This is a genomic window from Limnobacter sp. (genome assembly GCF_046297615.1).
In the GTDB taxonomy this organism is placed as follows: Bacteria; Pseudomonadota; Gammaproteobacteria; order Burkholderiales; family Burkholderiaceae_B; genus Limnobacter.
In genome coordinates this window covers 152320-175712 of the sequence record NZ_JBKBHM010000005.1, presented here as the reverse complement: position 1 = coordinate 175712, position 23393 = coordinate 152320, and the positions used below count along the sequence as shown (strand labels likewise).

Genomic DNA, 23393 nt, shown 5'->3' with positions numbered 1-23393 from the left:
GCCCTGTAAAGGGCGGTAGACGCCCAGTGGCTTAGGCCTTGGGGCGGCCATGCAGACACACCCAACCATCGCGCTCAGCCCAGATGGTCATGTCCATCCATTGGCGATAAACGGCCATCACTTCCTCGGCTTGCCGTGCCAGAACGCCCGACAGCACCAAATGGCCGCCTTTTGCCACGTGTTCACACAGAGACGGCGCCAGCACTTTGAGCGGGTTGCTCAAAATGTTGGCCACGACCACCGGAAACTGACGGTTCGCCAAGGGAAAGTCGGGCAGGCCACAGGGCATGGTCACACCGTTGTTGCTGGCGTTGAAAGCCGTGCTGTCCACCGCTTGTGGGTCAATGTCCACGCCCACGGCGTTGGCCGCACCCAGTTTCAGCGCGGCAATGCCCAAAATGCCAGAGCCACAGCCGTAGTCCAGCACGTCCGCCCCATCAAGGGGGTGTTCTGTCAGCCAACGCAGGCACAGCGCGGTGGTGGGGTGGGACCCGGTGCCAAAAGCCAGGCCAGGGTCCAGCACCAAGTTCACTCGGCCTTGGGCCAGTTGCGGTGTGTGCCATGACGGCACAATCCACAGGCGCTCGGTGATTTCAATCGGGTCGAATTGGGATTGCGTCAACCGCACCCAATCCTCTTGAGGCACTTCGGCATACTCAATGGCGTTCAAATCCAGGCCGCCGTCAGCACCCAATTCATCGGCCACTGTGGCAAACACCTGCTCGGCTTCATCCCGGTTGCGGAACAAGGCCACCACATGGTTCAAGTCCCAAGCCGCACTCTCTGGCTCCATGCCCGGTTCACCGAACAGCGGTTGTTCTTCATCGCTGTCGGCGTGGGCATCTTCCAGGCTGACCGCCAGCGTACCCAGTTCCATCAAGTGGTCCGACACGGCGTCGGCCAATTCGAAGGGCAGGGTGAGGCGGGCTTGGGTCAGCGGTGCGGTTTGGGCGTTGCTTGTGGTCATTTGGTGGCGCGTTGCTCCAGCTTGTGCTCCAGGTAGTGAATGCTGGTGCCGCCTTCGATGAAGCGGGCATCGTCCATCAATTCCCGGTGCAGGGGGGTGTTGGTTTTGATGCCGTCCACCACCAGTTCAGCCAAGGCCTGCCGCATACGGGCCATGGCCTGCGCACGGTCTTCACCGAAGGTAATGACTTTGCCGATCATGGAATCGTAGTAAGGGGGCACTTGGTAGCCACTGTACACATGGGAATCCACGCGCACGCCCGGGCCGCCGGGTGGATGGTAGTTCTTGATCGGGCCTGGGGACGGTGTGAACTTGAACGGGTCTTCGGCGTTGATCCGGCATTCAATGGCATGGCCCCTGAACTGGATGTCCCGCTGACGGAAGCGCAGCTTTTGCCCCGCCGCAACACGAATCTGTTCCTGCACAATGTCGATGCCGGTGATCAGCTCGGTGACCGGGTGTTCGACTTGAACCCGTGTGTTCATTTCAATGAAATAGAACTCGCCGTTTTCGTAGAGGAATTCGAAGGTGCCTGCACCCCGATACCCAATCTTGCGACAGGCTTCGGCACAGCGTTCACCGATGCGCTCAATCAAGCGGCGGGGAATGTGGGGCGCTGGCGCTTCCTCGATGACTTTTTGATGCCTGCGCTGCATGGAGCAGTCGCGCTCGCCCAACCAAACGGCGTTTTTGTGCTCGTCCGCCAACACCTGGATTTCAATGTGTCTGGGGTTTTCCAGAAACTTTTCCATGTACACGGCGGGGTTGTTGAACGCCTGGCCCGCTTCGGTTTTGGTCATGGTGACCGCGTTCAGCAGGGCCGCTTCGGTGTGCACGACTCGCATGCCGCGGCCGCCACCACCACCGGCCGCCTTGATAATGACCGGGTAGCCGATTTGCCGTGCAATTCGCACGATTTCACGGGGATCATCGGGTAACTCGCCTTCCGAGCCGGGTACGCAAGGTACGCCCGCTGCAATCATTGCGCGTTTGGCGGACACCTTGTCGCCCATCAGCAGAATGGATTCCGCCCGTGGTCCAATGAAGACAAAGCCGCTTTTCTCGACACGATCGGCGAAGTTGGCGTTCTCGGACAAAAAACCGTAGCCGGGATGAATGGCTTCTGCATCTGTGACTTCAGCGGCGCTGATGATGGCCGGAATGTTCAGGTAGCTTTCTTTGGAGGCGGGTGGGCCAATACAGACCGATTCATCGGCCAGTTTGACGTACTTGGCATTGGCGTCAGCGGTGGAGTGCACAGCCACGGTTTTGATGCCCAGTTCCCGGCAGGCCCGCAAAATGCGCAGCGCGATTTCGCCTCGGTTGGCGATCAGGATTTTTCCAAACATGGTGATCGACTCCCGATCACTCGATGATGAAAAGCGCTTGACCGAATTCCACGGGTTGGCCGTTGTCCGCCAAGATGGCTTTGACCACACCGGTCTTGTCGCTCTCAATTTCGTTGAGCAGCTTCATGGCTTCGATGATGCACAGGGTTTGGCCTTCCTTCACAGGGGTGCCAATTTCCACAAACGCGGGTGCGCCGGGGCTGGCCGACCGGTAGAAGGTGCCGACCATGGGTGAAGTGACCGAGTGGCCGGCTGGTGCTGGGGCTGCCACGGGGGCTGCCGCTGCAGCAGCAGGCGCGGCAGCGGGTGCTGCCACCTGTGGCGCGGGTTGCTGTACGTAAGTGGGGGCAACCATGGCAGCCACTTGGGGCTGGCTTTTCACGATGCGTACCTTGCCTTCGCCTTCGGTCACTTCCAGTTCGGAAATGTCGGATTCGGCGACCAGGTCGATCAGGGTTTTGAGCTTTCTGAGGTCCATCTACAACTCCGTGTGAGGAGGGTTGATCGTGCAGGGCGCGGCCAATGGGCCGCAAACCCGTGTTGGTTCGGCTGTGCGGGACACAAAGTAACGGCCCCGCTTGCTGCAAATGGCCCCAACGTCGTCGAGTACGGTGTCAATTCACGTGAACTTCCATCTCGCCGCGAGGGTGTCGCTGATTCTCTGGTTTTTTGCACTTGCAGCATTACCCAGCAAACTGCGATGAGGATACATCAAATTACTGACGAATTGCGGATTTGATCTCATCCATGTGGATCCTGCCTGCTTTTGCAAGTATTTGCTGGCCATTTCCGTCCAAGATGACCGTGTAGGGAAGGCCGCCCTGCGCATTGCCCAAGCGTTTGGCCAATTCGCTGCCGTTCAAGCCTGCCAGCAGGATGGGGTAATTTACAGGGGTTTTTTGCAGAAATTCGCGGACGTTCGAGGGTGAATCAATCGCCAAGCCGATCAGTTCGATGCCCTTTCCTTGCAGTTCTGGGTAAAGCGCGTTCAACTCGGGCATTTCCTCAACGCAGGGTGGACACCAAGTGCCCCAGAAGTTAAGCACCACGATTTTGCCCTTCAAGGCACCCAAGTCCAAGGTGCCGCCGCTGGGGGATTCAAACGTTTGGCCCGCCAGTGGGTAGGGTGTTGTGCTGGGCACAATGCCACTCTGGGTGCCGATCATCAGGCCACCGGCCAAGGCGGCCGCGCCCACCAGGGCAGTTAACCAGCGTTTGTTCATGAGTCCTCCAGCAGGCGAGTCAGCCCTGCGATGTCTGTTTGAAACTGAGACCCGTCCGGGCTGTTTCGGTTCAACAGCCCCCGGCGGTCGCGAAGGGACGCCACGCCCACCTGGAACCAGCGGCGTTGCCATTGAAAGGCCACTGCCGGGAAATCCCGCCCGGCCAGTCGTGCGTCTTCACAGGGCTCGAAATTCACTTGGTTGTTCAGCAGCCAATAGTCGATTTCTTTTTCATCGTCGGCAAATGCCAGCAAGTGCACGTCGGAATGCTGGCTGCCGGTGCCATTCACCGCCGCGCCGTACACAATCGGCTCGAACTCGGCCATGCGCACCATGAATTGAAGGGCCAGGGTGCGAAGTTCTTTCAGTTCCTGCGGTTGCGTGTCGGCCATGAACAGGGCTTGATACGCCCGAACTTCATCTTGCACTTCCGCATCGGTGGGGATGCTGTTTTTGGGCAGGCGGGCTTTGCCAGCAACCTGCCGAATGGCCTGATTGCGGGCGCTGGGGTAATCCAGGCCGTCTTCGGCAATCATTCGGGCGGCTGCAGCCGCAATTTCACGCCGCAGATCGTCCTGAGGAAAAGGCAATTCGTCCATGCCCGCAGTGTATCCAAATTCCTTGGCCGTACAATATGGGCTTGTTCTCACGGGAAAAAAGAATGCACATCCACATCCTCGGAATCTGCGGCACCTTCATGGGTGGCGTGGCCCAGTTGGCCAAAGCCCTGGGGCACACAGTGACGGGGTGCGACACCAATGTGTACCCGCCGATGAGCACGCAGTTGACTCAGGCTGGCATCGAGTTGACCGAGGGGTTCTCGGCCGACCAGTTGGCCATCAACCCGGATTTGTGGGTCATTGGCAATGTGGTCAGCCGTGGCAACCCCCTGATGGAAGCGATTCTGAACAAGGGCCTGCCCTACGTCAGCGGCCCGCAGTGGGTGGGCGATCACATTCTTCGTGGCCGAACTGTGCTGGCCGTGGCGGGTACACACGGCAAAACCACCACCACTTCCATGCTCGCTTGGGTGCTGGAGCAGGCCGGGCGCGCGCCCGGGTTCCTCATCGGCGGCGTTCCCGCTGGGTTCGGGGTGTCCGCCCGCTTGGGGAGCAGCGATTTGTTTGTGATTGAGGCCGATGAATACGACACGGCTTTTTTTGACAAGCGGTCCAAGTTTGTTCACTACCGCCCCACAGTGGCGGTGTTGAACAACCTTGAGTTTGATCATGCCGATATTTTCGCGGATCTTGCTGCCATCGAGACGCAATTTCACCATTTGGTCCGCACCGTGCCTGGGCTGGGCAGGGTGGTGTGTCCCGCTGCCACCGACAGCCTGGAGCGGGTATTGGCCCGGGGTTGCTGGACCCCTGTTGAGCGCTTTGCCGTGGTGCCCGCTGGGCAAGAGCCGCCGCACAACGCGCAGTGGGTGGCCCGCCCCCTGGGGGCATCCCAGTTCGAAATTCTGCGCGCCGGGGTGTTGAGTGGTGTGGTGTCATGGTCTGCATCGGGCCAGCACAACATGGCCAATGCGTTGGCGGTGGTGGCCGCAGCCCACGCGGTGGGTGTTGAACCTGAAGCGGCGTGTCGTGCCCTGTGCGAATTTCCGGGGGTGAAACGCCGTATGGAGTTGCGGGGTGAAGCCGGTGGAGTTCGGGTGTACGACGACTTCGCCCATCACCCCACGGCTATTGCCACCACACTAGAAGGTGCACGCGCCGCCATGTTGGAACAGGCTAAGGCCGAGGGCCGGGCGCCAGGCCGCCTGATTGCCTTGTTTGAGCCTAGGTCCAACACCATGAAGATGGGCACCATGGCCCAGGCTTTGCCCGGTTCGTTCGAACAGGCGGATTCGGTGTTGTGTTACACGGCTGGCATTTCCTGGGATGTGGGGCAGGCCTTGTCGCCATTGGGTGACCGGCTGTTCGTCAGCCCCGACCTTCAAGCCGTCATTGATGCTGTGTGCCAACAGGTCTGCCCGGGTGATTGGGTGGTGGCCATGAGCAATGGGTCCTTCGGCGGGCTTCACCAACGCCTGCTGGATGCACTGGTGAGCCGGGCGGCAGGCCACTGACATGCTGGCGTTCACCCTGGACAGTCCGGGTGGTTTCGGGCCACCTCCCCAGCCCTTGGATTGGGTGGTGTATCTCCACGGTTTTCGCTCGTCGGCCCGTTCCATGAAGGCCTTGAAAGTGGCCGAGGCGTATGCCCGGGCTGTCCAGGCGGATCGCTTGTGGATTCCGGACTTGCCCGCCTCTCCCGCTGAGGCGCTGGCCTTGGTGCAGTCAACATTGAACGCGCGCATGGCCGAGCGACCCGAATTGCGGATCGGTGTGATGGGCAGCTCTTTGGGGGGCTTCTACGCCACTGTGTTGGGCGAGGCCTACCCCAATGCACGGGTGGTGTTGCTGAACCCGGCCGTCAAGCCGTATGACGACCTTCAAGACCAGATCGGCCGAAAAAAGGTGTATTTCAGCGACGAAGAAATCGACTTCGTGCCTGCGTACTTGCAGCAACTGAAAGCCATGGAAGCGTGCACGTTGACCAACCCCTCCCGCTATTTGTTGGTGGCGGCCAAGGGCGATGAGGTGCTCAGTTATGCCGCCATGGTGGCGCGTTACCCGGGTGCCCATCAGTTAAGGCTGGACGGGTCGGACCACGCGTTGTCCGACTTCGATGAGCAATTGCCCTTCGTGCAGCAGTTCATGGGGGTGTGGTGAATCGTTCCGTTGCCCCCGGGGTGGTGTGGCATGACACCTGCCCCGCCACATGGCCCCAGTGGGCCCGCGAGTGGGCCTGTTCGCGCGGTTCCCTCACCCGGCGCCTCGTGGCCTTGGGGGGTGGCTTTGCGGTTCAGCCCTGGCAGCAAGGGGTGGCACGGGTGCGGGTCGGCAGCCGCCCGGTTGGGGCCGGTCATGAACGGGTCATGCGCCGTCGTTTGGTGACTTTGAAAGTGCAGGGGCAAGCCGTGGTGCTGGCCCAGACACTGATGGCGGTGCGTGGTGCGCGCTCGGATTGGCCGTTCTGGAATGGATTGGGCAACCGGTCGCTGGGGTCGATGTTGTTCACTAACCCGGCGGTGCGTCGCGGGCCGCTGATGTTTGCAAGCCTGCCCGCCAGCACCCCGTGGGTGTTGGGCCTGTGCAAGGCTCAGGGTTTGACCACCCAAGGGCATGAGCGCTGGTACGCGCGTTGCGCCCGTTTTGAATTGGGGCGCGGTGTGACGCCCCTGTGGGTTATGGAAGTATTTTTGCCCTGCTTGGGGCAGTTCAGTCAGGACATAAAATGAATCTGGTGTACGAAGAGGCTGGCGCATTCAAAGTGGGCCGGGTGTTGCAGGACCAAGGCGGTGCCTATCAGGTCGAAACCCTGCATGGCAAACGCAGCAAGGTCAAAGCCAACAGTGTGATGTTGCGTTTTGACAGCCCTGAGCCTGGCGAATTCGCTGCCGCCATGGACACTTTGGCCGCTGACGTGGACACCGGTTTGCTGTGGGAATGCGCGCCTCAGGAAGAGGTGGATTTCCAAACCATGGCGCAGGAATATTTTGGCGAAAAGCCCACCGTGGTTCAACAGGCGGCCATCTTGCTCGCCTTGCATGCGGCACCCGTGTATTTTCACCGCAAGGGCAAAGGCCAATACCGCCCCGCACCTCCCGACATTCTCAAAGCGGCCTTGGCGGGGCTTGAGAAAAAGCGTTTGTTGGCTGAGCAACAGGATGCGTGGACGGCCGCACTGGTGCGTCGGGAATTGCCCGAGCCATTTGGCCGACAGGCGGCGGTGTTGCTGGTGCGCCCCGACAAAAACAGCATGGAGTACAAGGCCCTGATGGCGGCGTGCACGCAAGCGGGCCGCTCGCCCGATGTGTTGCTGCTGGAATGCGGTGCATTCCCCAGCGTGCACGCCATGATGCGGGCCAAGTTTTCGGCGGTGTATTTTCCGCGCGGCACTGAGATTGACCTGCCCGCCCCACCTGTGCCTGCTGACTTGGCTGATCTGCCCATTGCCCCTGTGCAGGCTTTTTCGATTGACGATATTTCCACCACGGAAATTGACGATGCGTTCAGTGTGACGTTTCTATCGGAGGGGCGCGCCCGCGTGGGCGTGCACATTGCTGCACCCGCGCTGTTGATTGAACGTGGCAGCCCGCACGACAAGGTGGCCCGCGACCGGTTGTCCACCGTGTATGCGCCGGGCGACAAAATCACCATGCTGCCCGCCAATGTGGTCGAGTTCAGTACGCTTGAGGCAGGCCGCACAGTGCCAGCGCTCAGCCTGTACGTGGAGGTGGACACCCGCAGTGGCGAAGTGCTGGGTGGCCAGCACAGCGTGATTGAACAGGTGCCCATTGCCGCCAACCTGCGCCACAATTTGCTGGATGAGGTGGTTACCGCCGAGCTGCTGGAAGACGAGCACATCACCGAGCACCCAGACTTGGACCCGTTTTTGCCTGCTCTGAAAGTGCTGTGGACCTGCGCCAAAGCCTTGAAACTTGAGCGCGAACTGGTGCGTGGTCAGCCGGAAAAGCATGCGCGCATTGACTTCAACTTTTATGTGTCCGGGGACGGTGTGGTTGAAATCACGCCACGCCGGCGAGATGCGCCTCTGGATGTCTTGGTGGCCGAGTGGATGATTCTCGTGAACCGAGAGTGGGGTGGTTTCCTCCACGAGCATGGTGTCACGGGTATTTACCGCATTCAGCCTCCGATGGGTCGTGTTCGCATGTCCACTCACGCAGCGCCGCACGCCGGTTTGGGTGTGCCCCAGTACGCATGGAGCACTTCACCCTTGCGCCGCTATGTGGACTTGATCAACCAGCAACAATTGATTTCTGTGTTGAAGGCTGAGAACCCGGTGTACGCGCCCACGGATGCCGACCTGTTGTCGGCGGTGAACAGCTTTGACATCACCTACAAGGCCTATGCCGAGTTTCAGTCCAGCATGGAGCGTTATTGGTGCTTGAAGTGGATTCAGCAAAAGGGCCAGAAGCAGTTCGACGGTGTGGTGGTGAAGGATGAGCTGGTGCGTTTGAACGACATCCCCCTGTTTGTGCGTTTGGTGGGTGTCACCACGCCAGGCCGAGGTGCCCAGGTGGAGGTTGAGTTGGACGAGGTCGATGAGCTGACACTGACCGTGTCTTGCAAATTGTTGGGCATCAAGAAAGGCATGCCCACCCGCCTGCTGGATGAGGATGAACTCGACGGGTTGGACGAAGAAGCGGTGGAGGGTGAGACGGTGAACCAAGAGACGCCTGCTGCCCCCGGCGACGATTCAGGCCAGCCCCTTGGAGAAGCGCCTGCTGCATGATGATGACTCTGCCCACGCCCGGACCGTTCAACCTGCGCAAGGCACTGGTGTTGTCTGTGCTGGTGCATGCGCTCGTTCTGGCGGTGCGGTTTGCCCCGCCGGAATTGAACCGTGCGCTGAATGCGCCGCTCGAGGTCATTTTGGTGAACGCGCAGTCGGACAAAGCCCCGGACAAACCGTCCGCCTTGGCCCAAGTGGCCTTGGATGGCGGTGGCCAGGCCGATTCCGGGCGGGCAACCACTCTGCCCACCGAGGCCGATGACAGCGTGATGCAACGCGAGTTGATTGCAAGCCAGGAGCGGCTGGCCGCCTTGGAAAAACTGCAGCGTGAACTGACCGGGGGTGGTCTGCGCTATGCACCCAACGAAGCCGCCACGGAGCGCGCTGCCAAAACAGAGGTGACAGCACCCGACCCCCGCAACGGGCAGGACTTGAAAAGCCAGCGGGCGCTGGAAATTCAGCGCCTTCAGGCCCAGATTGCCGACAACATCAAAAGCTACAACGAGCGGCCCCGCAAACATTTCTTCTCGCCCAAAACCTCGCCGTATGTGTTTGCCATGTACGAGGAAAGCTGGCGTTTGCATGTCGAGCGTGTTGGCAATGCCAATTACCCGGAAGAGCTAAAAGGCCGCATCTACGGCAAACTCCGCATGACGGCATACATCAAAGCCGATGGCACGCTCGACAACGTGGAGGTGGACCGGTCTTCAGGCTCGGCGGTGTTGGACCGTGCGGCCGTGAAGTTGTTGCGAATGTCGGCCCCGTTTGCGCCGTTTTCCTCAGACATGAGGCAGAAAATCGATGTGCTGGCCATCACGCGCACCTGGGTGTTCACCCGCGATGCGCTGACCACCGAATAACCTAGCAGGCAGCGTACAGACATGAACTCAAGCCCGAGCATTCAACGGTTTGTGGTCATCGGTAACCCGATTGCCCACAGCAAATCGCCGATGATCCATCAGGACTTCGCCAGGCAAACCAACATGGCCCTGCAGTACCAACGCCTGTTGGCCCCGCTGGATGGTTTTCAAAACACGGTTGCAGCCCTGAAAGCAGCCGGTGTTGCGGGCGCCAACGTCACCGTGCCATTCAAATTGCAGGCGCTTGAATTGGCTGAGCATGCCAGCCCGGCCGCCCAATTTGCCCAGGCCGCCAACACCCTGATATTCACCCCCCAGGGCGTGCGGGCCGACAACACCGATGGTGGTGGTTTGTGTCGTGACTTGAACCGTCTGCTTCAGGCTCAAGGCCTGAGCCTGGCCGACTGCGACCTGCTGATGTTGGGTTCGGGTGGGGCCGCCAGTGGTTGTGTGTCTGCATTGCATGCCGCAGGGCTTGGGCAACTGACCATCCTGAACCGCACACCCGCCAAAGCTGTTGAGCTGGCTGCACGCGCCGAGGCGCTGGGCTTGCCTTGCCAGGGGGGCGGGTTTGACATGAAGCCCTCGACCACTCATCGCCCAAGGGTGGTGGTGAATGCCACCTCAGCCAGTTTGCAGGGGGGCGTTCCGGCCATTCACCCAGCGTGGTACCAAGGCGCGGTGCTGGCCTACGACATGATGTACGGCCAAGAATTGACCGCCTTCCTGGCTGATGTTCACACGCGTTGGCCACAACTGGCGATCAGCGATGGTTTGGGCATGTTGGTGTTTCAGGCTGAGCTGGCTTTTGAAATATGGACTGGTGTTCGGCCCGATGGAGCCGCTACACTTAGCCGACTGAGGGCTGCCTTGAACAAGCCCCGCTGACTCCAAGAACCGCACAGGTCGACCCACCACCATGGCTAATACAAAGAACGGTTCCTTTCAATTTCGGCCATTTCGCTGGCTGGGCTTGCTGCTTTTCTGGGCATTTTGCGCGGTGGTGTTGCTGCAGTTGTGGTACCTCGCGCAAATCACCTACTGGGCGCGCTTCAACCCCGGCAACACCAGTTTCATGAACATTCGCTTGCAGGAAATGCGGCAGACTGACCCCCGCGCCCAACTGAAACACCAATGGGTGCCCTACGACCAGATCAACCTGAACTTGAAGCGTGCCGTGGTTGCGGCCGAGGACAGTGGTTTCATGGACCACATGGGCGTGGAGCCCGAGGCCATTGAATTGGCGCTTAAACGCAACCTGCGGCGTGGCAAGGTGACCCATGGCGGTTCAACCATCACCCAGCAATTGGCCAAGAACCTGTTTCTGACCGGGAAACGCAGTTACTTGCGCAAAGCGCAGGAGTTGATGATTGCCTTCATGTTGGAAGCCGTGTGGGGCAAGCGCCGCATTCTGGAGGTCTATCTGAATGTGGTGGAATGGGGCAACGGTGTGTATGGTGCACAGGCGGCTTCCCGCTACTACTACGGGGTGGACGCGGCGCAACTCAACCCGGCCCAGGCAGCCCGCATGGCGGGCATGTTGCCAGCCCCCCGCTATTTTGACAAACGCCGTGGTTCGCCGTTTCTGGCCCGCAAAACCGGTGCGATTCAGGCCAGGTTGTATCAGGTCGCTGTGCCTCGCTGAGCGGCCTTAACAGCCTGAAGGCCCTCAGCCCAGCACGAGCTTCCACAGGGTTTCGATGGGCTTTCGCAATACCACCATGTAGGGGTCGGCAGTGCGTGAGCTGCCTTCGCCCGCCAGTCGAAGTGCGTGCTGTTTGGCCCGCAGCAGGCGGTAGGCATCGGCCACAGCCTGGGCCAGGTCGCCGGGAATCAGTCCCAAGTCGCCCGCCATTTTCAGCAAGGCAATGTTGCCTTTGTTGCCCGTCAGCACCGGGTGCTGGTGGGCATGCCCCAGCACCAAAGCCTGCACCATGAACTCCACGTCCACCATGCCGCCCCGGTCATGTTTCACATCGAACAGGTCTGTGGGGTTGGGGTGGCCCTCCAGCATTTTTTGACGCATGGCCACCACCTCGCGCCGAACCTCGTCCCATGGCCTGGGCAGGCGCAGCACATCCTCTCTCAATTGCTCAAACCACCGGCCAATGCTGGCATCGCCCACGCAGAAACGCGCCCGCGTCAGGGCTTGGTGCTCCCAAAACCACGCACCCACACCGCCTTCGCGCCGCTGATAGGCTTCAAATGATTGAAGGTTGCTCACCAGCAACCCTGCTTCTCCGTTGGGCCTAAGCCGGAAGTCGGTTTCGAACAGGGTGCCCGCTGCTGTATGGGTGGTCAGCCACCGGTTGAACCGCTTGGCCAGGTTGGCATAAAGCTCTGAGGCATTTTCGTCAGCGTCGTCGAACAGAAAAATCAGGTCCAGGTCCGAGGCATAACCCAGCTCTTTGCCACCATGTTTGCCGTAGGCAATCACGGCGAATTTCGGGTTGTCCCTGTGGCGTTTGGGCACCTGTTTCCAGGCCTGTTCAAGCACCACATCCAAGGTGTTGTCGGCCAGTTCCGATAGCAGGTCGGACACCACCTCCACCGTGTGCAAGTCTTCCAGGTCCTGCGCCAGCAGGCGGAATAGTTGGGCGTGGTGTTGCTCGCGCACCAGGTCCATTTGTCGCTCAAGGTCGGGTTGTCCGTCTGGGGTTTTGGCTTCCTCAAGCGCTTGCCTCAGTTGGGCTTTCCATTGGGGGAAATTGGGCGGGGCCAGCAGGGTGCGGCTGTCCAGCAACTCATCCAACAGCAGCGGGTGCTGAATCAGGAAGTCAGCCGCCCATGGGCTGGCTGCCAACATGCGGCACACGCGCATGCGGGCCACAGGGTACTCGTCCAGCAGGGACAAATACGCACCACGCCGTGATATTTTTTCAATCAGTTCACAGCAATAGCGCCAACACACATCGGGGGCCAGCGACGACGCTGCTGCCGCCAACAGTGCAGGCATCAGCCGGTCCACCCGCTGTCGGTGGGCATCGGGCAGGGTCTGGTAGCGCCCCGATTCGATCAGCACCTGATATCGGTCCTGCGCAGCGTGTGGGTATTTGAAACCATGGGTGAGTTTGTCGGGCCAGGGCAGCGTCAGGTCTGCGCCTTCCTCGTCGTCGGTCTTGTCCCCGAACACCAGGTCGAAGTTCATGGCGACAAAATCCATGTGCCCCGACAACGCCGCCATGAAGGGCTCCGGCCCATCGAAACCCATGGACAGTGCGATGCGTCCAACCTCCTCAGGGTCTGCAGGCAATCGGTGGGTTTGTGCATCGTCCACATACTGCAAGCGGTGTTCAACATCCCGAAGGAATCGGTAGGCGTCCACCAACAACCGCAGTTCTTCCGTGCTGATCAAGCCCATCTCGGCGCACACCGCCAGCACATCCACGGTGCGTTTGCATTGCAGCCGAATGTCCCGCCCGCCTCGAATCAATTGAAAAGCCTGGGCGGTGAACTCAATTTCACGAATACCCCCGCGCCCCAGCTTCACATGCACGCTGCCGGGGTGCTGAATTTCCCGTTTCCCCACTTCAGCCCTGATCTGTGCATGAAGGGACCGAAGTGCCCCGATGGCACCAAAGTCCAGATACTTGCGGTATACGAAGGGGCGAACAATCTGGTTCAGGTTGTTCAAGTTGGCCTGGAAAGCGGTGTCTTGGTCTGGGTGTACCGTCCAGTTGATCACCCTTGCCTTGATCCACGCGTAACGTTCCCATTCGCGGCCTTGCACCATGAAGTACTCTTCAAGCATGTCCAGCGTCACCACCAGCGGCCCTGCATCACCGTTTGGCCGCAGGCGCATGTCAACACGGAACACAAACCCGTCTTCAGTCACTTCCGACAGCAGGCGATTCACCTTGCGCCCCACCTGCGTGAAAAACTCAGCGTGAGACTGGCTGCGGCCGGTGGGGCCTCCGAGGGTGTCGCCTTCGTTGCCGTACAGAAAAATCAGGTCGATGTCGCTGGACGCATTCAACTCCAGCCCACCGAGTTTACCCATGCCCACCACCATCAGGCAGTCGTTGTTCGCGGGTTCGCCAAAGCGCTCAGCCTGGGCTTTGTGGGCGAAATTCAGCGCAATCTGCACGCTGGCATCGGCCAGAAAGGACAGGGCTTCCGTGACTTCAAACAGGTCCGCTTGCCGGAGCAAATCGCGCTGCATGATGGTCAACATGCTGCGTTGGCGCACCAGCCGCAAGGCTTTCATCAGCGCGGCTTCATCCGTAACGCCCCGTGCTTCGTTCAGCCACCGGTCGATCAGACTGAGCAGGTGGTCACCCTGTTCACATTCGGCGGCCCAGTCGGGGAAGCGGTTCAGCCATCGCTGGGCATAGTGAGAGTGTTGGGGCCAAAGTGCTGTGGATGGTGAGGGCTGAGTCATGTCGGTCTTTTTGGGCGTGCCGAGCATTTACAATAACGCAACCGATGCAACAACCCTTTGGTGGTTCGCTGTTTTGCAACAAGAAACAACGCCTCTGTCCCAAGCCGAAGAAATCGCCACCAAGGCCGGTCGGCGAGTTTGGCCTATTGTGTTCTGGGTGCTGGTCAGCCTGTACATTCCGTTGTGCCTTGCGCTCTTGGGTGTTCAATGGCTGTTGCTGCCTATGGCCAGCCAATATCGGCCCCAGCTTGAAGCATGGTTGACTGAGCAAACCGGTCAGCCTGTGCACATCGGCAGCATGAATGCGCAGTGGCTACGGTCGGGGCCTGAACTCACCCTCGCCGATGTTCGCGTGGAGCAAGCCGATGGCACGCCTGGTCTCACCCTCAAATCCCTCAAAGCCAACTGGTCGATTGGTGGCCTGCTTACCTTTCGCTGGCACACCCGCAATCTCGAACTCAATGGCCTGAGCCTGGCTGCAAAACGCCGCACTGACGGGCTGTTTGAAGTGGCAGGCATTGCCCTGAAACCTGACGGCACAGAAGACAACCTGATGCTGGACTGGCTGTTGCGCCAGCGGCGTGTGCTGGCTGATGATGTGTTGCTGTCCTGGCAAGACGACACCCACAGCACCCCCAACATGCCCCAGGTGCGAATACAGGCGGAATTGGTCAATCAGTTTACGCATCACCAATGGGGGGCTTTGGTTCAGTCGGCCAATCTGGGTGCTGAACCCATTGATATTCGAGCCGATTTTCGCAGCCCCTTGCTGTCCACTGCGCGCGGTCGTGTTCGCGACTGGCTGGGTGTGGCTTACCTGTCTTCCAGGCTGGACCGAACCGAGCCCGTTGAAAAACTGCTGAAGTCGCTGGACTATCGGCTGGACCTTCAACACGCACAGGCCCGTGTGTGGGTGGACTTCAAAGCCGGTGCCGTACTGTCGACTTTGGTGGATGCGCAGGTTGGCCGTGTGTCGTTTGCCGACCCGGAGGTGAAAGCCGAGCCTTTTGCCCTGAACCACGCCAGTGCCTTGCTCGAAGTCAAAGGTGAGGCTGGGCTATGGCGCCCCAGTGCTGTTACCGTGAAGCGGCTGACAGGCCAATTACAGGGGCAACGGCAGTTCGGCCCCAGTAATCTTGCCTTTGCAAGGTCTCAGGATGCCGGTCAACTTAACCAAAGTTTGTTGCTGCAGAATCTGGACGCAGAGCAAGCACGTTCCGTGGTCATGGAGTTGGCCCCCCACCTTCGCAAACCTGAGTGGGTTGATGTGCTGCGCGAGTATGTGGTGGGCGGGAAAATCGACCATGCCCTGCTTGCCTGGAAAACAGCACTGGGCAATGCCGATGCAACGGCGGTGTCTGAGTTCAACACCGACACCCATTTCCAGCATCTCACTGTGCAACACCAGGGGCCCGTTGTGGCTGGTCAAGCCCAGGTCACCGGCTTTAAGAACCTCAGCGGTTCTGTGCGCGGTAACCAGGCCAAGGGCGAATGGCGGGTTGATGGCAGTGGTGGTGAATTGGCCCTGCCCGAGTTGTTCGACACTGAAACCTTCGGGTTTGATACCCTCAAGGGGCAGGGGGCTTGGGTCAATCTGCTGTCCACGGACAAGCCGCTGGAGCTGAGTTTTGCGCAACTTCAGTTGGCCAACGCCGATTTGTCGGCGGATCTCAAGGGCCGCTATGTTTTTAACCCTCAGGGGGCTGATGAGGCCGACTTGAAGGGGCGCCTGCTGCGGGCCAATGTCAGTGCAGTGCCAAAGTACTTGCCCACATTCATCGGTACGGACACCCGCCAATGGCTTAAGGACAGCCTGTTGGCAGGCAACGCCTCTGGCGGTGAATTCGTACTCCGGGGCGTGTTGCGTCAATTCCCGTTTGTGGGTCACAAGTCCGAAGGGCAGTTCAAGGTCGAAGTGCCCATCAGTCAGGCCAGCTTGAGGTTCGCACCCAAATGGCCAGAAATCACTGGCATTGACGGCAAAGTGGTGTTCGAAGGCCAAGCCATGCGCATCGTGGCCCAACGCGCCCAAACCTTGGGTGTGCCTTTGGTGAATGTGGTGGCCACCTTGCCCAATCTGTCGGTGCACACACCGGTGCTGTCCATCGTGGGTGCAGGTGAGGGCGAGTTCAAATCCATGGTGGATTACGTCAACAACAGCCCTGTGAACGACCTGCTCAGCCAAGCGCTCACCCGCGCCGAAGTCACCGGTAACACCCGCTTGAATCTGGACTTGCGCATTCCCTTGGACAAGCCAGAAAACACTGAGCTCAAAGGCAGTTTGTTGCTCAAAGGCAATTCGCTGCGCCTGAACAAGTCCATGCCCATGGTCACCGCCTTGGACGGGGCCATTCGCTTTACCCATCAGGGGCTCTTCATTGATCAACTGCAGGGGCAAGCGTTGGCTGGCCCGGTGCAAGTCAAAGGCAGCACCGACAAAACCGGCAAAATTGACATTCGGGCCACCGGCACTGCCAAAGCCAATGGCCTTGCCCAGTACCTCAACCCCTTGTTGGAACCTTACCTGTCAGGCAGCGCCCCGTATTCGGTTCAGGTGGCTGTGCGAACAGGCCGAACGGATGTGGACATCACCAGCCCGCTGACAGGGCTGGAGATCAAGCTGCCCAGCCCCTTGAGCAAGAAGCCCGAAGCACGCTTGCCCCTGCGGGTCAGCCAAAGCCTCACTGGCCCCACAGAGCGTTGGTCCGTTGACCTGGGGGCAGACCCTCAAACGCCCGGTGGCAGCTACGTCACTCAACTTCGGGCTTTGTCCACCGAACGTCAAGGCGCTTGGTCTCTTGATTCCCTGCAATGGGTCATGGGCATGCCCTTGCCAGTACCGGCCGCTGGCATCCAGGGAGACCTTCGTTTGCCCACCCTGGATGCAGATGCCTGGAAAGCTGTGGTTGACCAAGTCAGCGGGCGCCCCGCCAGCCCCAAAGGGCCAGCAACCGTGCCCAGTGGTCTGCTTGGCGACCTGTTTGCCTCAACCAACCCCGATGCCACCGCAGGACGTACCCGCGTGCGCCTGCGGGCGGACAAAATCCAGATGGGCAACAAAACCTTCGAAGGCGTCACACTGGCTGCACGAACCGTTGAAAAGCGTTGGCAATTTGACCTGAACGCCAAGGGGGTCGAGGGTTATTTTCAATGGGTGGTGGACAAACAGCGCCCGGAAGGGGCTGTGTTGGCCCGTTTCAAAACGCTGACCATTCCCAAAACGCTGGACGGTGGTGCCAAAAAGCTGGTGGAGCAACCCGCCTCCAGCATTCCGGCACTGGACATTCAAGTGGACGATTTCGTCCTCAACGACCTGCGCTTGGGGGCCCTCACCCTGCGCGCGGTCAACCAAAGCCGCGAGGAAGTTCAGGCACAGCCCAACAAAGCCCGCGAATGGCGGCTTGAGGAAATGAAACTTGAGAACCCGGAATCCACCACCCAGGCCAAGGGCGTGTGGCGGTACACCCCGGGCTTGGTCAACCAGCACACCGACATTGAATTGACGCAGACCGTGCGTGATGCGGGCGGGCTGCTCAACCGCCTGGGCATGGAAGATGTGTTCAAAGGCGGCGAAGGCACGCTGACTGGCCGTCTGCGTTGGGACGATGCACCCATGGACCTCGACACAGCCACCCTGGGCGGCCAGTTCAAACTCATCAGCAAAAAAGGTCAATTCCTCAAAGCGGACCCCGGCGTGGCCAAATTGTTGGGGGTGTTGTCCCTGCAGGGCATCACACGCCGCTTCACGCTCGATTTCAAAGACGTCTTCTCACAGGGCTTTGCTTACGACAGCATCGAAGCCGATGTGTCGCTCACTGAAGGCGTGGCCTCCACCCGCAACCTGAAAATGATTGGCCCTGGCGCCACTGTGGTCATGGACGGCACACTCGACCTGGATTCAGAAACCCAAAACCTCAACGTGGTGGTGTTGCCCGACCTCAACGCCACAGGCGGCTCACTCGTGTACTCCCTGCTGGCCGCCAACCCGGCGGTGGGCATTGCCAGCCTCATTGCCGACTTCCTGCTCAAAGACCCCATCTCCAAAGTATTCTCGGTGCAATACAAGGTCACCGGTCCGTGGGCTGCACCCGTCATTGAAAAGGTGAAAAAATCCGGAGATGCCCAGTCGTCGCCCCCGGCGTCTGGAAGCCCCAACCCTTAAAAGCCCACCGGAGCCCCCATGCAGCCTTTGCGCGTTGCCAGCGTCCAGATGATCTCCACCCCAAATCTTGAGGCCAACCTCGACACAGCCGCCCGCTGGGTGGGCCGAGCCATGGCCGAAGGGGCCGACTTGGTTTTGCTGCCTGAGTATTTCTGCTTCATGGGCCACAAAGACACCGACAAACTCGAACTGGCTGAAGCCCCAGGGCAAGGGCCCATTCAGTCGTTTCTCGCCGATCTGGCCTGCAGCCACGGCATCACCCTCATTGGCGGAACCATTCCCTTGCGCGTTGAAGGCCAAACAGACGGCGAAGCGGCGCGGGTTTACAACAGTTGTCTGGTGTACAACCCACAAGGCCAGCAGCAGGCCCGGTACGACAAAATCCACCTCTTCTGTTTTCAGAAAGGGGCCGAAAGTTACGACGAAGCCCGCGTGCTGAAGGCTGGCACCCAGCCGGTGGTGACCGAGGTGGCTGGTTATCGCATAGGCCTGTCGGTGTGTTACGACCTGCGTTTTCCCGAGTTGTACCGTGGCATGGCCGAGCAAGGTGGTCCAGTTGACCTCATCACCATGCCCGCAGCCTTCACCGCCACCACTGGCCGTGCCCACTGGGAAGTGTTGCTGCGTGCCCGCGCCATTGAAAACCAGTGCTATGTGCTCGCCAGCGGGCAGGGTGGGGTGCACGACAATGGCCGCCGCACCCACGGCCATTCCATGGTCGTCAGCCCATGGGGCGTGGTTGAGCAGGTTCTGGAAGAAGGGGAAGGCATCGTCCTGGGCACGCTGGACCCTGATAAGATGAACGACGTACGGGCCAGTTTGCCCGCGCTGAAACACCGGGTGTTTTGAACCCACGTCACGAAGGTAGTGTATGAACGCAGTTGACCCCGCCATCGCCAACCTGGCCATTGCCCAAGACTTGTTGTGGACCCCTTATGGCCTGACCGAACAGACCATCCACAAAGCCTTTGGTGAAATTTTCACGCACAAGGTCGATTTCGCCGACCTGTACTTTCAGTACGGTTGTGTGGAAGGTTGGTCGCTGGACGAAGGCATCGTCAAAAGCGGCAGCTACAACATTGAACAAGGCGTGGGTGTGCGTGCCGTCACCGGCGACAAAACAGCCTTCGCCTATTCCGACGACATCGGCCTCAAGCCCATTCTCGCCGCTGCAAAAAGCGTGCGTGAAATTGCCTCTCTGGGTAAAACCGTCAGCCGAAACCTGAAAACCGGCCAAGGTTTTCAACCGTCTGAAAGCCTGGCCCTGTATGCACCGCTGAACCCCATTGCCTCGCTCACCTCCAGCCAGAAAGTGGACTTGCTCAAGCGCCTGGAAACCTTCGCCCGCAAGCGTGACAAACGCGTCAAACAAGTGATGGCCAACATTGTGGGCGCTTACGACGTGGTGCTGGTGGCCCGAAGCGATGGCGTTCTTGCCGCCGACGTACGTCCGCTGGTGCGCGTGAACGTCAGCGTGGTGGTTGAATCCAAAGGCCGCCGCGAAACAGGCAGTTCCGGCGCCGGTGGCCGGTACGATTTCGCCCGTTTCACAGATGAATTCCTCAAACACCACGCCCACAAGGCTGTGGATGACGCCTTGGTCAACCTGGATGCCAAACCCGCCCCTGCAGGCCCTCAAACCGTGGTGCTGGGTTCGGGTTGGCCCGGCATTCTGCTTCACGAAGCAATTGGCCATGGTTTGGAAGGTGACTTCAACCGCAAAGGCAGTAGCGCGTTTTCCGGCATGATCGGCCAGCGCGTCGCGTCCAAAGGCGTCACCGTGGTGGACGATGGCACACTGGCGGGCCGCCGTGGCTCACTGAATGTGGACGACGAAGGCAACAAAACCCAATGCACCACCTTGATCGAAGACGGTATTCTCAAGGGCTACATTCAAGACATCACCAACGCCCGTTTGATGAAAATGCCCGTCACCGGGAACGGACGCCGAGAAAGTTTTGCCCACCTGCCCATGCCCCGCATGACCAACACCTACATGCTGGCTGGGCAACATTCCCCCGAAGAAATCATCGCCAGCGTGAAAGATGGTGTGTATGCCGTCAATTTTGGTGGGGGCCAGGTTGACATCACCAGCGGCAAGTTTGTGTTTTCAGCCTCGCTGGCCTACAAAATCGAAAACGGCAAGATCACCCACCCCCTCAAAGGCGCAACCCTGATCGGCAATGGGCCAGACGCCCTCACCAAAATCAGCATGATTGGCAACGACATGGCGCTGGATGACGGCGTGGGCACCTGCGGCAAAGAAGGCCAAAGTGTGCCCGTGGGCGTGGGTCAACCTACCCTGCGGATTGACGGCTTGGTAATGGGGGGCACAAATTGATGATCGCCTTTCTGTCCTCATCTGACAGTTGGATTAATGGTTCACCTTCCGAAGCGAACTGACTATACGCCGAAACCCGTTCAGCTTGCTCGGTCTCTAAGCCACTCAGTTGGTCTGGATTCATGTTCAACAACACCGGGTGCATGACCGTCCACGGAAGAATGGCCAGTCCACCACTTAGCTGAGCGTTGATTGCTTCGCTTATCCGTTGATGAGTGAAGTACCGAAGAACGCCATCATTGCACCACACCTCCAGCGGTGACCGATTCAGTAAGAGGGACTGTTGCAAGTACTGGTTCAACAGGGTGAAATGCGGCGTATCTAATACTTGATTGATGAGCTGCATAGCCCAGGGCCACACGTCACGCCCTTCGATCTGGGCTGTCACTGCCCAAAGCGCTTGCTGTGCCAAGGGTTGCGCTATCGCATGTGCAGCGGCTGTGGTGGCCGGCAAACCCTGAGCGGGTGCTCCCCCCGATGTCGATGCAACCGGCGGGAATGCCGCCCCCAAGTTGTGTGAAACATGCATCTGCAAACCCACCATTAAAACGCAACGCCTTTCGTGGCCTGCAGTTTCCAAAAGTTCGATGGGCAGTTGGGGTTGCCATCAGCTTTTTTGGCCAAACTGCCGCCTCATTTGCACATTCACCATGATTTGCGGTACATTTCTGCCATGAACTCGTTGAATGCACACCGCTTTTACTCCTTTTTTGGCTTTTTTGCCTGGTTCAGGCAAATGGCGGCAAAGGGTTGCGCGTAACGTCAACAGACACCAAGAACACCCAAAACCGCCAGGCTCCAGACCCTGGCGGTTTTTTTTTAAGCCGACGGCCCCAGAAGCAACCGTCAGCGTCCAGGAGAATGGCCCATGAATACGGTAGTAGACGACTTGAGAATCAAAGAAATCAAAGAACTGCGTACCCCCGCAGCGGTGATCGCCGAAGTGCCCATCACCGAAGCCGTGGCCCAGGTTGTTTCCGGCAGCCGCAATGCCCAGCACAAAATTCTGCATGGTGCGGACGACCGCCTCATCGTGGTCATGGGCCCGTGCTCCATCCACGACCCCAAGGCTGCGCTGGAATACGCCCACAAGCTCAAAGCGTGCCGGGACAAATACGCCGATGACCTTGAAATCGTCATGCGCGTGTACTTCGAAAAGCCACGCACCACAGTGGGCTGGAAGGGCCTGATCAACGACCCCGACCTCGATGGCAGCTTCCAGATCAACAAGGGCCTGAAAATGGCCCGTGAAGTCCTGATGAGCGTCAACAGCCTGGGCCTGCCCGCAGGCACCGAGTTTCTGGACATGATCACCCCCCAGTACATTGCCGACCTGGTGAGCTGGGGTGCCATCGGCGCCCGCACCACCGAAAGCCAGATTCACCGCGAACTGTCCAGCGGCTTAAGCTGCCCGGTCGGTTTCAAAAACGGCACCGACGGCAACGTCAAAATTGCAGTGGACGCTATCAAAGCCGCCCAACACCCCCACCACTTCCTGAGTGTCACCAAGGAAGGCCGCAGCGCCATTGTCAGCACCACCGGCAATGAAGACTGTCACGTCATCTTGCGGGGCGGCAAAGCCCCCAACTACGACGCCGCGAGCGTTGAGGCTGCTGCACAGGAAATCGGGAAATCCGGTTTGGCCGCCCGCATCATGATTGACGCCAGCCATGGCAACAGCAGCAAAGTGCCCAAAAACCAGGTGGGGGTGTGCGAAAGCATTGCCGAACAACTGGCCGCTGGTGACCGTCGAATCATGGGTGTCATGGTGGAAAGCCACTTGGTTGAAGGCCGTCAGGACCTGGAACCCGGCAAACCCCTCACCTATGGCCAAAGCATCACCGACGGCTGCGTCGGCTGGGACGACAGCACCCAAGTGCTCGACACATTGGCTGCTGGCGTACGCAAGCGCCGTTTGGCGCAGGGCGGGCAATAAGCCCCAAGGCGTTCAGCTTCAACACCAACAACAAGGGCCGGGGAACCGGCCTTTGTTGTTTGTTGTTTTGAATTCAGGTGTGCACAGCGGGTGTATTAACGAACTAGGCAGCATTAATCGATTACTCAGCCTTTTAAGCTCCAAAAGGTGCTCATCTTGACTCGTCCTGTTGCTTACCATCCATCCCAATTCATCCCCACTCGCGATGCACTCGACTCAATCGGGGGCTGCATTAAAAGTCTGAAAGAGACCGTAAAACAACTTAAAGACCGGGTTGATCCACCACTTTGGAATCGGATGAATGTCGCTGCCCGTAAGATTCTGTGCCGCCCATCTGGGGACATGGAGCCTATCCAAGTCCCAGAAGAACTCAAAGCTGCAATTGTAGGCATCTATGAGGCCATCAAAGGATCAGTAAAGATTTTCGACCCCATCTGCAAAACCTACCGCAGTGAGGTTGAAAGACTCCAAAAAGACCCACGCGATATTCGTCTCTCCCCGGAAGGCAACCACTGCACTCTGGAATGGCATGTACACTTGGCCGAAAGGCTCGTTCGGTATTTGCTGACTCCAACTGAGGCGCCCTCTTGCTATCCCCCCCGAGGGCATGCAGATTACAAGGAAGGATCGGCGCTGAGTCTCCATGACTCAAGGCATCCTGAAGTGAAGGCAGGTCTTGAGCGCACCAGAAGCTGTGCCTATAAGCTTGTTGAGACCATCGATACAGTGCGTTGCCAACACAATATCTCTTCCATTCGATCTAGCCCGGATTATTGGATCGAACTAGACCGTCAGCGTCAGGCTGAGGAGGCCAGTACATTGGGCAACTACTACGACGCCCACCGCGCCTAACTGGCATTGAACCCC

General features: G+C 59.2%; 18 protein-coding genes. 12 read left to right on the top strand and 6 right to left on the bottom strand.

All coding sequences use genetic code 11. From position 1 onward, the window contains the following. Positions 1–31: 31 nt before the first annotated feature. The 5 genes from prmA to ACK4FF_RS11480 all read right to left on the bottom strand — a co-directional run bounded on the left by prmA (position 32) and on the right by ACK4FF_RS11480 (position 4138). Positions 32–967 (bottom strand): 50S ribosomal protein L11 methyltransferase, encoded by a 936-nt coding sequence (prmA, locus tag ACK4FF_RS11500; protein ID WP_409709150.1) that lies wholly within the window; start codon positions 965–967, stop codon positions 32–34. Continuing rightward, positions 964–2316, bottom strand: coding sequence for an acetyl-CoA carboxylase biotin carboxylase subunit (gene accC, locus ACK4FF_RS11495; RefSeq protein ID WP_409709148.1), 1353 nt, complete (start codon positions 2314–2316; stop codon positions 964–966). The genes prmA and accC overlap by 4 nt, the downstream gene beginning before the upstream one ends. Positions 2317–2332: 16 nt before the next feature. After that, positions 2333–2794: an acetyl-CoA carboxylase biotin carboxyl carrier protein gene (gene accB / locus ACK4FF_RS11490; protein ID WP_409709145.1), complete on the bottom strand. Its 462-nt coding sequence runs from the start codon at positions 2792–2794 to the stop codon at positions 2333–2335. A gap of 238 nt (positions 2795–3032) precedes the next feature. Then, the gene (locus tag ACK4FF_RS11485; protein WP_409709142.1) at positions 3033–3539 is read right to left on the bottom strand and encodes a TlpA disulfide reductase family protein; all 507 of its coding nucleotides are present in this window, start codon (positions 3537–3539) and stop codon (positions 3033–3035) included. Continuing rightward, complete coding sequence (locus ACK4FF_RS11480) at positions 3536–4138, bottom strand: hypothetical protein (RefSeq protein WP_409709139.1); 603 nt, start codon at positions 4136–4138, stop codon at positions 3536–3538. Before ACK4FF_RS11480 ends, ACK4FF_RS11485 begins: the two co-directional genes overlap by 4 nt. Positions 4139–4200: 62 nt before the next feature. Between ACK4FF_RS11480 and mpl the strand changes: the two genes are divergently transcribed. Genes mpl through mtgA form a run of 7 tightly spaced genes read left to right on the top strand, consistent with a single transcriptional unit; the run spans position 4201 to position 11351 of the window. Further along, positions 4201–5613 (top strand): UDP-N-acetylmuramate:L-alanyl-gamma-D-glutamyl-meso-diaminopimelate ligase, encoded by a 1413-nt coding sequence (mpl, locus tag ACK4FF_RS11475; protein ID WP_409709136.1) that lies wholly within the window; start codon positions 4201–4203, stop codon positions 5611–5613. Position 5614: 1 nt separating this feature from the next. Next, a complete protein-coding gene (locus ACK4FF_RS11470) occupies positions 5615–6259 on the top strand; it encodes a YqiA/YcfP family alpha/beta fold hydrolase (protein WP_409709133.1) in 645 nt (214 codons plus the stop codon). After that, complete coding sequence (locus ACK4FF_RS11465; protein ID WP_409709130.1) at positions 6256–6828, top strand: chorismate--pyruvate lyase family protein; 573 nt, start codon at positions 6256–6258, stop codon at positions 6826–6828. The genes ACK4FF_RS11470 and ACK4FF_RS11465 overlap by 4 nt, the downstream gene beginning before the upstream one ends. Continuing rightward, the gene (locus ACK4FF_RS11460; protein WP_409709127.1) at positions 6825–8846 is read left to right on the top strand and encodes a ribonuclease catalytic domain-containing protein; all 2022 of its coding nucleotides are present in this window, start codon (positions 6825–6827) and stop codon (positions 8844–8846) included. Before ACK4FF_RS11465 ends, ACK4FF_RS11460 begins: the two co-directional genes overlap by 4 nt. Next, positions 8843–9706: an energy transducer TonB gene (locus ACK4FF_RS11455; protein WP_409709124.1), complete on the top strand. Its 864-nt coding sequence runs from the start codon at positions 8843–8845 to the stop codon at positions 9704–9706. The genes ACK4FF_RS11460 and ACK4FF_RS11455 overlap by 4 nt, the downstream gene beginning before the upstream one ends. Positions 9707–9727: 21 nt before the next feature. Then, positions 9728–10594 (top strand): shikimate dehydrogenase, encoded by an 867-nt coding sequence (gene aroE, locus ACK4FF_RS11450; protein WP_409709121.1) that lies wholly within the window; start codon positions 9728–9730, stop codon positions 10592–10594. A 31-nt stretch (positions 10595–10625) separates the two neighbouring features. Further along, positions 10626–11351, top strand: coding sequence for a monofunctional biosynthetic peptidoglycan transglycosylase (mtgA, locus tag ACK4FF_RS11445; RefSeq protein ID WP_409709118.1), 726 nt, complete (start codon positions 10626–10628; stop codon positions 11349–11351). Positions 11352–11375: 24 nt separating this feature from the next. Here the strand turns inward: mtgA and glnE are convergent, their stop codons facing one another. Then, complete coding sequence (gene glnE, locus ACK4FF_RS11440) at positions 11376–14087, bottom strand: bifunctional [glutamate--ammonia ligase]-adenylyl-L-tyrosine phosphorylase/[glutamate--ammonia-ligase] adenylyltransferase (RefSeq protein ID WP_409709115.1); 2712 nt, start codon at positions 14085–14087, stop codon at positions 11376–11378. A 73-nt stretch (positions 14088–14160) separates the two neighbouring features. On the opposite strand from glnE, the gene ACK4FF_RS11435 reads away from it, so the two are divergent. From ACK4FF_RS11435 to ACK4FF_RS11415, 5 genes are all read left to right on the top strand, one after another. Next, the gene (locus tag ACK4FF_RS11435; protein WP_409709112.1) at positions 14161–18249 is read left to right on the top strand and encodes a YhdP family protein; all 4089 of its coding nucleotides are present in this window, start codon (positions 14161–14163) and stop codon (positions 18247–18249) included. An 18-nt stretch (positions 18250–18267) separates the two neighbouring features. After that, entirely contained in the window at positions 18268–19098 is an 831-nt protein-coding gene (locus tag ACK4FF_RS11430; RefSeq protein ID WP_409709109.1) for a carbon-nitrogen hydrolase family protein, read from the top strand. A gap of 22 nt (positions 19099–19120) precedes the next feature. Further along, on the top strand, positions 19121–20590 hold the full coding sequence (gene tldD, locus ACK4FF_RS11425) for a metalloprotease TldD (RefSeq protein WP_409709106.1): 1470 nt from the start codon (positions 19121–19123) through the stop codon (positions 20588–20590). Between the two features lie 868 nt (positions 20591–21458). Next, positions 21459–22526 carry a 3-deoxy-7-phosphoheptulonate synthase AroG gene (aroG, locus tag ACK4FF_RS11420; RefSeq protein WP_409709103.1) on the top strand — a complete coding sequence of 356 codons (1068 nt, stop codon included), beginning with the start codon at positions 21459–21461 and terminating at the stop codon, positions 22524–22526. 156 nt (positions 22527–22682) lie between these two features. Continuing rightward, complete coding sequence (locus ACK4FF_RS11415) at positions 22683–23378, top strand: hypothetical protein (RefSeq protein ID WP_409709101.1); 696 nt, start codon at positions 22683–22685, stop codon at positions 23376–23378. Positions 23379–23393: the final 15 nt, after the last annotated feature.